Here is a 12,464-nt window from a genome sequence, read left to right on the forward strand (position 1 = left end):
AGCCTGGCGTCGAGGATCAACCCGGGTGGGTCATCGACAGCAGGTCGAGCTTCTCGTCGAGCTGCTCGAGCGTCAGGTCGCCGCGCTCGACGTAGCCGAGGTCGATCACGGCGTCGCGCACCGTGATGCCCTTGGCGACGGAGTGCTTCGCGATCTTCGCCGCAGCCTCGTATCCGATGAGCTTGTTGAGCGGGGTCACGATCGAGGGGCTCATTCCGGCGAATGCCGCGGCGCGCTCGAGGTTGGCCTGCAGGCCGTCGATGGTCTTGTCGGCGAGAACGCGCGAGGCGTTCGAGAGCAGACGGATCGACTCGAGCAGAGCGGTGCCCATCACGGGGATCGCGACGTTCAGCTCGAAGGAACCGGAGGCACCGGCCCACGCGACCGTCGCGTCGTTGCCGATGACCCGGGCGCACACCATGAGGACGGCCTCGGGCACGACCGGGTTGACCTTGCCGGGCATGATCGAGGAGCCGGGCTGCAGGTCGGGGATGTGGAGCTCGCCCAGACCGGTGTTAGGGCCGGAGCCCATCCAGCGCAGGTCGTTGTTGATCTTCGTCAGCGACACCGCGATCGTGCGCAGAGCGCCGGAGGCCTCGACGAGACCGTCACGGTTCGCCTGCGCCTCGAAGTGGTCCTTCGCCTCGGTGATCGGCAGCTCGGTCTCGGCGGCGAGCAGAGCGATGACCTTCTGCGGGAAGCCGAGGGGCGTGTTGATTCCGGTGCCGACCGCGGTGCCGCCCAGCGGAACCTCGGCGACGCGGGGGAGGGCGGACTGCACGCGCTCGATGCCGAGACGGATCTGGCGGGCGTAGCCGCCGAACTCCTGACCGAGGGTCACCGGGGTGGCGTCCATCAGGTGGGTGCGGCCGGACTTCACAGCGTCCTTCCACAGCTCCGCCTTCGCCTCGAGTGCCACGGCGAGGTGGTCGAGTGCCGGGATGAGCGTGTCGATGAGGGCCTGCGTGACGGCGATGTGCACGGAGGTCGGGAACACGTCGTTCGACGACTGCGAGGCGTTCACGTGGTCGTTGGGGTGCACGTTCGCGCCGAGGATGCGCGTCGCGAGCGTCGCCAGCACCTCGTTCATGTTCATGTTCGACGACGTGCCCGAACCGGTCTGGTACGTGTCGACCGGGAACTCCCCGTCGTGGGCGCCGGAGGCGACCAGATCGGCGGCCTGTGCGATCGCATCGGCGATGGCGCCGTCGAGCGTGCCGAGCTCCTTGTTCGCGAGCGCAGCGGCCTTCTTGATGCGGGCGAGGGCGGCGATCTGCGTTGACTCCAGCCCCTTGCCCGAGATCGGGAAGTTCTCCACGGCGCGCTGCGTCTGCGCTCCGTACAGCGCGTTCACGGGCACATGCACTTCACCCATGGTGTCGTGCTCGATGCGGTACTGCGCCGCATCGCCGCTGCGCTGATGTGTGTCGGTCATTCCGATTCCTCCTGAGATTCGGGGTCGATCCCCACAGTGATGACGGGCACGGCCGTGCCCTCGGCCAGACGGTAGTTGGCGCCGACGATGCCGAGACGGCCCTCGGCGACGGCGTTGCTGATCAGTTCAGATGACTGGAGCAGATCAGCCACGGTGTTGCGCAGGTGCTCCTGGCCGACGAGCTCGGCATCGATCTCGGCGACCGTGGTGCCGCCGTTCTCGGCCAGCACCTTACGTGCGGCGGGGACGATCGGCGAGATCAGCTTCCAGATGTGCGGAGGGAGCGGCGTCGCGTCGATGGCGGTGCCGTCGATCGCCGCGCGTACGGCGCCGCACGAGTCGTGGGCGAGCACGACGATCAGCGGGACGTTCAGCACGGCTACCGCGTACTCGAGGCTCGCGACGATCGACTCGCCGATCACCTGGCCGGCGTTGCGGACGACGAAGAGGTCTCCGAGGCCCAGGTCGAAGATGATCTCGGCCGCCAGACGCGAGTCCGAGCAGCCGAACAGCGTCGCCACCGGATTCTGCGCTGCGGCGAGATCCTTGCGGCGGGCGACGTCCTGGTTCGGATGACGCGGCTCATCCGCGACGAACCGACGGTTGCCGTCCCGCATCTGCTTCCACGCGGCTGCGGGAGTGAGGTCGTGTGTCATTGTGCCTCCGAGAGTGCGCGGATCTGCGGAACGAGGGATTCGGCGAGGTCGGCGGTCGACGCCGCGGACCGAGCGCCGTAGAGCAGCACGTAGTCGTCTCCGGCCTGCGTCCCGATGGCGTAGGTGATGTTCTGCTCCGCCCCGGCGCCGCCGGGCTGGTAGACATCCCAGTCCAGGCCGTCGATACGGACGGTGTCGGTTGGCGCGATGCCGTTCAACCGCTGGGGAGCCCAGCTCGAGTCTGCGTCGAAAGCCTGAGCGAGGCGGATGTAGCCCCGCTCGTCTTCGTCGGCGGGTGCCAGGGTGACGTCCCACACGACGGTCGCCCCACTCGTGAGTCCCGCGGCATTGACGCGCCAGAAGTCACCCAGATCCGGGACGATGACCGGGCTTTCCATGGTCGACTCGACGTTCGCTGCGATGCCGACGAGGTCGATCTTCTTGGCGGTCGTCGGCTCGCCGCGCGGCACGGCGAAGATGATCACGGCGACGACGGCGACGGTGACCAGAAGCGCGGCGATCAGGCTTCTCATCGTCTGGCTCGAGCGATACGCCTTGCTGGATGCGGCCTTGCGGGCTGCGGTCTCTTCCGGAGTCTCCGGGCGGCCGAGCTCGGCGACGATGGGCGCGGGTTTGTTCATGACTCGTCCTCGTCGGATGCGGCGGCGCGGGCGGCGTCGAGGCGGCGCTTCGCACCCAGGAGCCACTCCTCGCAGCGCGCGGCGAGGGCTTCGCCGCGCTCCCAGAGGGCGAGGGACTGCTCGAGCGTCGGAGCCCCTTGTTCGAGTTCGGCGACGACCTTGACCAACTCGTCACGGGCTGCCTCGAACGACAGCGTCTCCAGAGGGGTGTCGTTCAGAGCGCTCACTCCTCCATCCTACGGCGTGCGGCTGACAGCGACGATGGAGCAAGGGGGGAACGCACCGAGGTCAGGTCTCCTCGGCGATCTCGCCCTCCGAGCGCGCGGCCACGGATCCTCGGTCGAGCGTGATCGTCAGGGCGCTGCCAGCCGGAGCCTGTGCGGCATCGCGCAGGATCACGCCACCGTCGAGGTGCGCGATCGCGTAGCCGCGCGCCAACGTCGCCGCGGGGGAAAGCGCTCGCAACGACGCGCGGAGCTCGCTCGTGCGGCGGCCGGCGGAGTCGAAATGCCTGGTCATGGTCTCGCGTCCCCGAGAGAGGAGGAGCCACAGCTCTTGAGCGCGCGCGTCGATGATGGGAGCGGGGGAGCGCAGCACCGGACGCGAGCGCAACTGTTCCAGCTGCGCGATGTCGTGCGACAGGCGCTGTGTGATGCGAGTGGTCGACCGCGAGCGCAGCTGGGCGATCAACGCGCGTTGTTCACCCACGTCCGGGACGACCCGCTTCGCTGCGTCCGTCGGCGTGGACGCTCGCAGATCGGCGACATCATCGAGCAGGGGATGGTCGTTCTCGTGGCCGATCGCACTGACGATCGGAGTGGATGCCGCGGCGACCGCTCGAACCAGGCGTTCGTCGCTGAAGCCGAGCAGAGTCTGCGGGTCGCCTCCGCCGCGGGCGATGATGATCACGTCGACCTCGGGGTCTGCATCGAGGCGGGCCAGCGCGGCGAGGGTGTCGGGGACGCAGCGGTCACCCTGCACAGCCGCATATTCGGTGCGGAAGCGCACCTGGGGCCAGCGCAGCTCGGCGTTGCGATGCACGTCCTTCTCGGCGTCGGATCGCTCGCCGGTGATCAGTCCGATGACGTGCGGGAGGAAGGGCAGGCGCTTCTTGCGCGCGAGGTCGAACAACCCCTCCTGGCGGAGCTGTGCGCGCAGCTTCTCGAGCCGCTCGAGCTGGTCGCCGAGACCGACGTGCTTCATGGCGGACACGGTGAAGCTGAAGTCGCCGGCCTTGACGAAGTAGTCCGCCTTGACGGCGGCAACGACGTGATCGCCGATGCCGAGATCGGAGGGGATGCGTCCGCGCACGCTCGACCACACGCGGATCGAGATCTGCGCGTCGGACTGTGTGTCCTTCAGGCGGGCGAAGATGTTGCCGCCGCGCACGTTCCACGAGGTGATCTCGCCCTCGACCCAGACCGTGTTCCAGCGTGCGATGAAGTCGCGGATCGTCCCGTTGAGGCGGGCGACGGAGGTGGGGGCCTCCGCCGTGGAATCGCGTGGAGCGACCGCATCCGCCGGGGGAGCTTCCCCCGCACCCTGTGCGGCTTCGAAGACTGTCATGCGCTGCCTGTTCTCCTGCCGCTGATCATGGTGTCGGTGGTTCCGGGGGACTGAGGGCGCGCCCAGGCCTTTCCAGGTGAAGCGCCGGTAGAATCGAAGCGTGACCTCGACTGTCGTTCATCTCCCTGCCCCGCGCATCCCACGAGTGCGTGCGTCGTCCGGGCGGCTTCAGGATAACCCGGTCGTCGGACAGAAGCGGGTCCTGCTCGCTGCGCCGCGCGGATACTGCGCCGGCGTCGACCGCGCCGTGGTCGCCGTCGAGAAGGCGCTCGAGCGCTACGGGGCTCCGGTGTACGTGCGCAAGCAGATCGTGCACAACATCCACGTCGTCACCGAGCTCGAGGCGAAGGGCGCGATCTTCGTCGAAGAGGTCGACGAGGTGCCCGAGGGTGCGCACGTCGTCTTCAGCGCGCATGGCGTCTCGCCGGCCGTGGTGACGGCGGCGTCTGACCGCGGCCTGCACGCGATCGACGCGACCTGCCCACTGGTCACCAAGGTGCATCGCGAGGCCGTGCGGTTCGCCCGCGACGACTTCGAGATCCTGCTGATCGGTCACGAAGGGCATGAGGAGGTCGAGGGGACGGCAGGAGAGGCCCCGAACCACGTCACCATCGTGAACTCGCCGGACGAGGCCGACACCGTGCAGGTGAAGGACCCTTCGAAGGTCGTCTGGCTCTCGCAGACCACGCTCTCGGTCGACGAGACCATGGAGACAGTGAACCGTCTGCGCACGCGCTTCCCCGAACTGCACAATCCGCCGTCGGACGACATCTGCTACGCGACCCAGAACCGCCAGGTCGCGATCAAGAAGGTCGCCGCTGCGGCAGATCTCGTGATCGTCGTCGGCTCGTCGAACTCCTCGAACAGCGTTCGGCTCGTCGAGGTCGCGCTCGAGTACGGCGCGAAGGCGGCGTACCGCGTCGACTACGCCGAAGAGGTTCAGCAGGAATGGCTCGACGGCGTCGAGACGGTCGGCGTGACCAGCGGTGCATCCGTGCCCGAGGTTCTGGTGCGCGAGGTCCTCGATGCTCTCGATGACGCCGGGTACCGTGACGTCGAAGAGGTCAAGACAGCTGAGGAGGACCTGATGTTCTCCCTGCCGAAGGAGCTGCGTCACGACGCCTCCGGCCAGCGTGATGATCGTGCGCTCGGGGGACGCGCGACCGGAGGAGGCGCGTAGCGTTGAGCGCCGCGGAAGCGGAGCCGACCCTCATCGGGTCAGTGCAGCGTGCGCTTCGTCTCGTCGACATCGTCGCGAACTCGCCACGACCGCTTCCCGTCAAGATGCTGGCGGCCATCACAGGTCTCACGCCGGGCACGACCTACAATCTCGTCCGGACGCTGATCCATGAGGGCTACCTCGCGTCGGAGCCGGACGGATTGGTGCTCGGGAGTCGATTCCCGGCGTTCCAGCACGAGACCGATGCGCGCGGGGTCTTCCTCGCCCGGGTGCGCGCCGCACTGCGTGATGTCACCGACGAGCTGGGGGCCACCGCGTACCTGTCGCGTTTCGACGACGGTGAGATGCATCTGGTCGACATCGTCGACGCCGTGCACAACCCTCGTGTCGAGCTCTGGGTGGGGTTGCAGTCCAGTGCACACGCGACAGCGTTGGGCAAGCAGATCCTCGCGGATCTCCCCGGCGACGATCGCCTCGACTACCTCTCGCGACACCGGCTGGAAGAGCTCACCCCGCGGACCATCAAGGATCGGCGGATCCTGCTCACCCAGCTGGAGCATTCGCCCGGGTGGACAGTCGACCGAGAGGAGTATGTGATCGGCGCCACTTGCGTCGCGGTCCCGGTGATCGCCCCGAACGTCACGGCCTCGCTGGCCATCTCGCTGCCGGCCGATCGGGCGATCGTCGATCGAGCGCTGGTCTCACGGCTGCAGAGCACGGCGCGCCGTTTGTCGTTGCAGCTCGGCGCTGACTCCTTGGACGGCTCGAGCCCCGGGGGCGAGTTCACTATCTGAAGAAACCGACCTGGTGTTAAGCGAATCGCTTTCCTATGATCGGACGAGTAGTCGTCTGTGCAAACGGCACTACGGGTCGGCGGATTGTCCCCAGCTCTCCGAGACCCAATTGGATGTGGAGCGTCCCCAGCGTTCCTCGTCCGCGGCCCCGAGAGTCCCCAATTCTTCGGGGCCGCCATCGTTTTCGGACCTGCCGACTGGCAGCCCGCTCACACACGCGGCGATTAGCATGGCGGGATGAGCGATACACGGCCCCAGTACGGCGAACTCGCAACCCCGGAAGAGCAGCGGCTGGCCGCCGGTCTTCCGCCGCTCACCGAAGTGCAGCCCGCTGTCGTGGCTCCTGAGCCGGCCCCGCAGGCCGTGGTGGCAGAGCCCGCCCGACGGCGACCGGTGGATCGTTTCGCGACCATCGCGTTGCTCGCCTACGGCCTCGTCAACGTCGTCATGACGGCGATGTCGTATCTCGACCTGCCCGCGTCGATGAACCAGACGATGAAGATGATGGGGATCGACGGCGAGTTCACGAACTTCGCGCAAGGGCGCCTCTGGGGGACCATCGCGGCGATCGTTCTCGTGATCGGCTGGTGCGTCACGGCCGCACTGTCCGTTCGGCGTCTGCGCCGCGGAAAGCTGTCGTGGTGGGTGCCGATCGTGGGTGCCGTAGTGACCCTCCTCGTCACGTCGATCTGTATCGCGGTGCCGATGATGGGCGACCCCGCCTTCATGGAGTATGTGACCTCCTTCGGTCAGTAGTCCCGCGCCGCGGTCGGTACTGTCGAAAGGTGCTCCAGAACAGTTTCGGCGTCCATGTCTCCTACGCGTCCGTGGATCGTGGTGACGGATCCGACCCGAGGACCGTTGCGACCGACATCCTCGCCCGTCTGCGCGTGCCGGCGGGCCTGCGTGATGCGACCGGTGAGTGGGGTGATCGGCAGGAGGCGGTGCTCGCCATCCCGGTGACCGATGACGGTCACGTGCTGACCCTCAGCGGGGACGACCGGGTCGAGTCGACGCTGACAGCCGCCGACCTGCGCGTCGCGTTCCAGCAGCAGCAGCTCACGCTCTGGCTCGACGTGGATGGGGATCTCGACCTCGCGTTCGACGCCGATTCCGAGCACGAAGAGGATTCGCAGGCTGCGGAAGAGTCGATTCCGCCGATGGGTGCCGAGCGGGACGCCCCGCTCGAGGCGGACGCGTTCGATCCGCCGACCGTGCGGGTGTCGACGTTCTCGCACCGAGGTCCAGCCGTCGCGCGGATCCTCGCGACGGCGCTCGGGGCGACCGTCGACCACCGTGAATCCGGCGACTGGTCGCTGCAGCGGCTCGAAACCTCCGACGCGACCGGCTACTGGGTTACCTCCCGGGCCGACCTGCCTCTGGTCGAGTTGAACCGCGCCGACTCCGCCAGCTGGTTCGAGGTGACGGTGGGCGGGGGCGGCGTCGTCCCGTTCTGGACCGATGCCGAGCGTGACACGCAGGCCGTGCTCGACATCGACGCCATCACCGTGCCCGAGACCGCGGAGATCTATCGCCGCCTGCTGACCGAAGGTGATGGCAGCAGGGACGAGCTCCTCGAGGTCGCGGCCCGGGTGGCGCTCGACGTCGACGCGGCGCACCGTGCGCTGATCCCGGAGTCGCTCGGCGGAGTGGCGGGGGAGCGGGCGCGGCAGCGGGCCTTCATCGCGGCGTTCGGCGTGCCGTCCGACCTCATCGACGCAGCGTTCGACGATTCCGCAGAGCCTGTGGGGCGACGTTTCGTTCCGGTGGGCTGGTGGATCGCGGCACGTGAAACGGCGATCGCCGGAATCGGAGAGGTCACCTCACTCACCCGTCGACAGCGGCCGCTCGCCCGACTGGCCGATGCGGTGCGCCGTCGCCCTGTCTGCGGGCTCCTGGTGTCGCTCGGCGAACTCGGGGCTGGCATGTGGGTGATGTCCCGCTCGCGCGGAGCGGTGAAGAGCGTGGGCGTGTTCCTCGTGATCGACGCGATGATCGACACCGCGATCTGGCTCACCCGCATCTGCAGGCGTCGTCGCGGATAACGTCACGCCGTCGCGTGCAGCACGCGCCGCACACGAGAGATGCCCCGACCATTCGGCCGGGGCATCTCTCGTGTGCAGAGGTGAGTTCGTCAGCTCTGCGACTTGCCGTGCGAGCCCAGCTGACGGGTCGACTCGACCACGCGGGCGGCCATGGCCGTCTCGGCGACCTTGCCCCAGGCGCGGGGGTCGTAGAGCTTCTTGTTGCCGACCTCGCCGTCGACCTTCAGGACGCCGTCGTAGTTCTTGAACATGTAGTCGGCGATCGCCCGCGTGTACGCGTACTGCGTGTCGGTGTCGATGTTCATCTTGATGACGCCGTTGGCGACCGCGAGGGCGATCTCCTCGTCCGTCGAGCCCGATCCACCGTGGAAGACGAGGTCGAGGGGCTTTGCGCCCGTGTTGTACTTGGCGGCGACCTGTGCCTGGATCTCTCCGAGGAGCTCCGGACGCAGCTTCACGCCGCCGGGCTTGTAGACACCGTGCACATTGCCGAAGGTCAGCGCGGCGATGTAGCGGCCCTGCTCGCCCAGTCCCAGCGCCTGCACGGCCTGGTCGACATCGGAGAAGGTCGTGTAGAGCGCCTCGTTCGAGCCTTCGTGCGCGACGCCGTCCTCTTCGCCGCCGACGACGCCGATCTCGACCTCGAGGATGGCGTTGATCGCCTTCATGCGGGGGAGGAGGTCCTTTGCGATCTCGATGTTCTCCGCGAGCGGCACGGCGGAGCCGTCCCACATGTGCGACTGGAAGATCGGGTTGCGACCGGCCTTGACCTCTTCTTCGGAGGCGGCGATCAGCGGCTCGACGAAACCGGCGAGGGCGTCCTTCGGGCAGTGGTCGGTGTGCAGAGCCACCGTGATCGGGTAGTTCTTCGCGACCTCGGTCGCGTAGCGCGCGAAGGCGAGTGCGCCGGTGGCGCGGGCCTTGACGGTGTGGCCGGCGAAGTAGTCGGCGCCACCCGTGGTGACCTGGATGATGCCGTCGGAGCCGGCTTCGGTGAGGCCCTGCAGGACCGAGTTGATCGTCTGCGAGCTGGAGACGTTGAATGCGGGGTACGCGAAGCCGCCGGCCTTCGCGCGGTCGAGCATTTCAGCGTACTGATCCGGGGTGGCGACGGGCATGAGAACTCCTGCGATTGGTGAGCCGGGACAGCAGTCACTCTATCGGGGCGCGCAGGCGGATGCCGAAGGCGGGAGGAGCCGCGGGTGCCTGCGCATCTGCCGTTCTGTTAAGAATCACGTTTCCTTCGTCGTTGTAGACCCGAAAGCAGGCGATTCTGCGCATGTCGATGACTAGGCTGACCGCATGGTGAGTCTGACTGCTGATCTGAGCCCGCTTCGTCCCGACCGCAACCTGGCGATGGAGTTGGTGCGCGCCACGGAGGCGGCGGCGATCCGCGCCGTACCGTTCATCGGTCGCGGGGCGAAGGAAGCAGCCGACGGGGCGGCTGTCGACGCGATGCGCGCGTTCCTCGGAACGGTCGACTTCCAGGGTCGCGTCGTGATCGGCGAGGGCGAGAAGGACAATGCGCCGATGCTCTTCAACGGCGAGGTCGTGGGCACGGGGCGTGGCCCGCTGTGCGACATCGCCGTGGACCCGATCGACGGAACCTCGCTGACCGCGGCGGGACGCCAGAACGCTCTCTCCGTGATCGCGGTGTCCGACCGGGGCACGATGCTCGACGCCTCCACCGTCTTCTACATGGACAAGCTCGTCACCGGGCCTGCTGGCGTCGGCGTGGTCGACATCCGGCTGCCGATCGGCGAGAACATCCGTAAGCTCGCCGGTGCGTTGGGCAAGCCCGTCGACGAGATCGTCGTCTCGGTGCTCAACCGTCCGCGCCACGAGAAGCTGATCCAGGACATCCGCGATGCCGGCGCCGGTACTCGCCTGATGAGCGACGGCGATGTGGCCGGCGGTATCAACGCGGCGCGGCATGACGCCCGCACCGACATGTGCGTCGGAGTCGGCGGCAGCCCCGAGGGGATCGTCACGGCGTGTGCCATCAAGGCCCTGGGCGGACACATCCAGGGGCAGCTGTGGCCACGCGATGACGACGAGCGTCAGCGCGGGATCGATGCCGGTCTCGAGATGGACCGCGTGTACGAAGCCGACGATCTCGTGCAGGGCAGCAACACCATCTTCGTCGCGACGGGCGTCACCGATGGCCAGCTCGTCGCCGGCGTGCGTCGCGAGCGCGGCTACGTGTACACCGAGAGCGTCGTCCTGCGCGGCGCGTCCGGAACCCTGCGCCGTATCGCCTCAGAGCACCTCGTCTCCAAGTGGCTGTGAGCGTTGCGGCGGCCTCTCGCGCTGGCTCTGCATAGGGCCTGAGCCGCGCGGAGTGCCCTTCCCGCACGCGCTTGCGGATGACGTCGCGTTCGCCATCGTTACCGACCCGGTACCGCTCTTCGTGTCGCTGGTCCCCTGATTGCAGGGGCAGCGTGTCACAATTGTCACTGGGTTTGTCGCCGTCGACGGAGCCGCCAGGCACCGCAGGCACAGGAGGGCGAGCACATGGCAATTCAGCAGCACAACGGCCCCACGGCCGCAGCAACGAAGATCGTCACGACGAACACGGGTCGTATCCTGCGTGTGAGCGCGGATGTCGAAGCTGGCGGAGCAGTGGCCCCGGCCGCGCCCGTCGCTCCCGGTCCCGTCGCGATCGACCCGGCACGTCGGGCGGACGTTCTCTTCCGCAAGCGTCGTGACGAGGGTCACGAACTCAGCTCCTGGTGGATGATCGGCGCTTTCCTCGCGACCAGTGGACTCGTCATTCTGCTGCTGAGTGGTGTTCCCGGCGCTGCCTGACCTTCACCGCCGCTCGATCCCAGAGGCTGTTGGCCTCAGGGGCTGTTAGCTCACGGACGGTCTTCGTGCAGGCGCGCACGGACTTCGCCGACATCGGCTCGCAGCGCAACTGCATCTGGCTCGTCATCGGTCCCGACCAGTTCCGGTGCGGTGAACCGTCGCGCTGACGCGGTGACGACCTGCGGGGCAGCGTCGAGCGTCGAGGCATCGATGCCGGGGAACTGCCGCGCCGTCACCAGCACGCGATTCTCGAGTGAGCCGGCGAACTTGTTGTAGCTGTCGACCGTTCGCTCGAGGGCCCTCCTCAGATCGTCGGCGTGACCGGCGAGCACGCCCAGACGGTCGTACAGCTGCGTGCCGAGGTTGAGCAGGCTCCTGGCCTCGGTCGAGACCTCCTGCTGCGTCCAGGTGTAGGCCACGGTCTTCAGGACGGCCCAGAGATTCACCGGAGAGGCGAGCGCGACCCGCTTGCTGAACGCATAGTCGAGCAGCGTCGGGTCTTCGTCGATCGCGGCGGCGAGCAACGACTCGCTGGGCAGGAAGCAGATCACGAACTCGGGACTGGCATCGAGCCCCGACCAGTAGGCCTTCTTCGCGAGCGCGTCGATGTGCGCGCGCACCGCCTTGACGTGCTTCTGCATGTACGCACGGCGCCGCGGTTCGTGGGCGTCGCCCCCGGGCAACGCTGAGGCCTCGAGGTAGGCATCGAGGGGCACCTTGGCATCGACGGGGATCGACGTTCCGCCGGCGAGCCGGATGACCATGTCGGGGCGGCCCTGCCCGCGGTCCGAGGAGATCGTCGTCTGCAGGTCGAAGTCCACATGACGGGTGAGGCCCGCCGCTTCCACGACACGGCGCAACTGCGTCTCGCCCCAGACGCCGCGCGTGGCGGTGGATCGGAGCGCTCCGGCCAGGGACTCGGTCGTGGCGCGCAGCGCCTCATCGGACTCCTGTGCACGTCGCAGCTGCTCGGCGAGCGTGCCGAACTGCGCCTGCCGCTCCTGCTCGATCGCGGCGACCTTGCTCTGCATCTGCTGCAGGCTCTCGCGCACCGGTGCGAGCGCAGTCAGCACGGCGTTCTGCTGCTGCACGCGCTGGGCCTCGGCACGTTGTTCGGTGCGGGCGTGCTCGACCGCGTCGCGATACAGGTCGTACTGGCGGTCGCGGTCATCCCGCGCCGCCGCGAGTTCAGCTTCGGCGCGGGCGAGGGCGGCGGCACCGCGGCCGGTGTGGAGCGCCCATCCCAGCGCGCCGCCGGTCACGAGCGCCGCGAGGACGAGAAGAACGATCAGCGGAGCATCCATAGCCTCATGGTGCCGCAGGGGTCAGACATTGCGGC

At 68.0% G+C, this 12,464-nt stretch carries 13 protein-coding genes; 6 read left to right on the forward strand and 7 right to left on the reverse strand.

What is annotated here, in order from left to right; genetic code table 11:
- Positions 1–16 precede the first annotated feature (16 nt).
- The 5 genes from MRBLWO12_RS02840 to xseA form a co-directional block, all read right to left on the reverse strand.
- Complete coding sequence (locus tag MRBLWO12_RS02840; RefSeq protein ID WP_363552490.1) at positions 17–1,435, reverse strand: class II fumarate hydratase; 1,419 nt, start codon at positions 1,433–1,435, stop codon at positions 17–19.
- Positions 1,432–2,091, reverse strand: coding sequence for a carbonic anhydrase (locus MRBLWO12_RS02845; protein ID WP_363552492.1), 660 nt, complete (start codon positions 2,089–2,091; stop codon positions 1,432–1,434). The genes MRBLWO12_RS02840 and MRBLWO12_RS02845 overlap by 4 nt, the downstream gene beginning before the upstream one ends.
- Positions 2,088–2,732: a DUF4245 family protein gene (locus tag MRBLWO12_RS02850; protein ID WP_363552494.1), complete on the reverse strand. Its 645-nt coding sequence runs from the start codon at positions 2,730–2,732 to the stop codon at positions 2,088–2,090. Before MRBLWO12_RS02850 ends, MRBLWO12_RS02845 begins: the two co-directional genes overlap by 4 nt.
- Complete coding sequence (locus MRBLWO12_RS02855; protein WP_363552496.1) at positions 2,729–2,959, reverse strand: exodeoxyribonuclease VII small subunit; 231 nt, start codon at positions 2,957–2,959, stop codon at positions 2,729–2,731. Before MRBLWO12_RS02855 ends, MRBLWO12_RS02850 begins: the two co-directional genes overlap by 4 nt.
- A gap of 61 nt (positions 2,960–3,020) precedes the next feature.
- Entirely contained in the window at positions 3,021–4,298 is a 1,278-nt protein-coding gene (gene xseA, locus MRBLWO12_RS02860) for an exodeoxyribonuclease VII large subunit (protein ID WP_363552498.1), read from the reverse strand.
- 100 nt (positions 4,299–4,398) lie between these two features.
- On the opposite strand from xseA, the gene MRBLWO12_RS02865 reads away from it, so the two are divergent.
- The 4 genes from MRBLWO12_RS02865 (at position 4,399) to MRBLWO12_RS02880 (ending at position 8,317) form a co-directional block, all read left to right on the forward strand.
- Positions 4,399–5,478, forward strand: coding sequence for a 4-hydroxy-3-methylbut-2-enyl diphosphate reductase (locus MRBLWO12_RS02865; RefSeq protein ID WP_363552500.1), 1,080 nt, complete (start codon positions 4,399–4,401; stop codon positions 5,476–5,478).
- Between the two features lie 2 nt (positions 5,479–5,480).
- Positions 5,481–6,272 carry an IclR family transcriptional regulator gene (locus tag MRBLWO12_RS02870; RefSeq protein WP_363552502.1) on the forward strand — a complete coding sequence of 264 codons (792 nt, stop codon included), beginning with the start codon at positions 5,481–5,483 and terminating at the stop codon, positions 6,270–6,272.
- A 237-nt stretch (positions 6,273–6,509) separates the two neighbouring features.
- Entirely contained in the window at positions 6,510–7,028 is a 519-nt protein-coding gene (locus MRBLWO12_RS02875) for a DUF6264 family protein (RefSeq protein WP_363552504.1), read from the forward strand.
- Positions 7,029–7,057: 29 nt separating this feature from the next.
- Positions 7,058–8,317 carry a hypothetical protein gene (locus tag MRBLWO12_RS02880; RefSeq protein WP_363552506.1) on the forward strand — a complete coding sequence of 420 codons (1,260 nt, stop codon included), beginning with the start codon at positions 7,058–7,060 and terminating at the stop codon, positions 8,315–8,317.
- 89 nt (positions 8,318–8,406) lie between these two features.
- Here the strand turns inward: MRBLWO12_RS02880 and fbaA are convergent, their stop codons facing one another.
- Positions 8,407–9,435, reverse strand: a complete 1,029-nt coding sequence (gene fbaA, locus MRBLWO12_RS02885) for a class II fructose-bisphosphate aldolase (RefSeq protein WP_363552508.1) — start codon at positions 9,433–9,435, stop codon at positions 8,407–8,409.
- Between the two features lie 184 nt (positions 9,436–9,619).
- Between fbaA and glpX the strand changes: the two genes are divergently transcribed.
- Both glpX and MRBLWO12_RS02895 read left to right on the forward strand, forming a co-directional pair.
- Positions 9,620–10,606 (forward strand): class II fructose-bisphosphatase, encoded by a 987-nt coding sequence (gene glpX / locus MRBLWO12_RS02890; RefSeq protein ID WP_141872599.1) that lies wholly within the window; start codon positions 9,620–9,622, stop codon positions 10,604–10,606.
- A gap of 225 nt (positions 10,607–10,831) precedes the next feature.
- Positions 10,832–11,125, forward strand: coding sequence for a hypothetical protein (locus MRBLWO12_RS02895; RefSeq protein WP_363552510.1), 294 nt, complete (start codon positions 10,832–10,834; stop codon positions 11,123–11,125).
- 50 nt (positions 11,126–11,175) lie between these two features.
- On the opposite strand, the gene MRBLWO12_RS02900 is transcribed toward MRBLWO12_RS02895, so the two are convergent.
- Positions 11,176–12,429, reverse strand: coding sequence for a DNA recombination protein RmuC (locus MRBLWO12_RS02900; RefSeq protein ID WP_363552512.1), 1,254 nt, complete (start codon positions 12,427–12,429; stop codon positions 11,176–11,178).
- Between the last annotated feature and the right edge of the window lie 35 nt (positions 12,430–12,464).

It is taken from the genome of Microbacterium sp. LWO12-1.2 (genome assembly GCF_040675875.1).
Taxonomy (GTDB): Bacteria; Actinomycetota; Actinomycetes; order Actinomycetales; family Microbacteriaceae; genus Microbacterium.

Bases quoted from the DNA above. Each gene is read 5' to 3' on its own strand.
- MRBLWO12_RS02850 (WP_363552494.1), bottom strand. From the start codon at position 2,732: ATGAACAAACCCGCGCCCATCGTCGCCGAGCTCGGCCGCCCGGAGACT.
- MRBLWO12_RS02900 (WP_363552512.1), bottom strand. From the start codon at position 12,429: ATGGATGCTCCGCTGATCGTTCTTCTCGTCCTCGCGGCGCTCGTGACC.
- MRBLWO12_RS02895 (WP_363552510.1), top strand. From the start codon at position 10,832: ATGGCAATTCAGCAGCACAACGGCCCCACGGCCGCAGCAACGAAGATC.
- MRBLWO12_RS02875 (WP_363552504.1), top strand. From the start codon at position 6,510: ATGAGCGATACACGGCCCCAGTACGGCGAACTCGCAACCCCGGAAGAG.
- MRBLWO12_RS02845 (WP_363552492.1), bottom strand. From the start codon at position 2,091: ATGACACACGACCTCACTCCCGCAGCCGCGTGGAAGCAGATGCGGGAC.
- MRBLWO12_RS02840 (WP_363552490.1), bottom strand. From the start codon at position 1,435: ATGACCGACACACATCAGCGCAGCGGCGATGCGGCGCAGTACCGCATC.
- glpX (WP_141872599.1), top strand. From the start codon at position 9,620: ATGGTGAGTCTGACTGCTGATCTGAGCCCGCTTCGTCCCGACCGCAAC.
- fbaA (WP_363552508.1), bottom strand. From the start codon at position 9,435: ATGCCCGTCGCCACCCCGGATCAGTACGCTGAAATGCTCGACCGCGCG.
- xseA (WP_363552498.1), bottom strand. From the start codon at position 4,298: ATGACAGTCTTCGAAGCCGCACAGGGTGCGGGGGAAGCTCCCCCGGCG.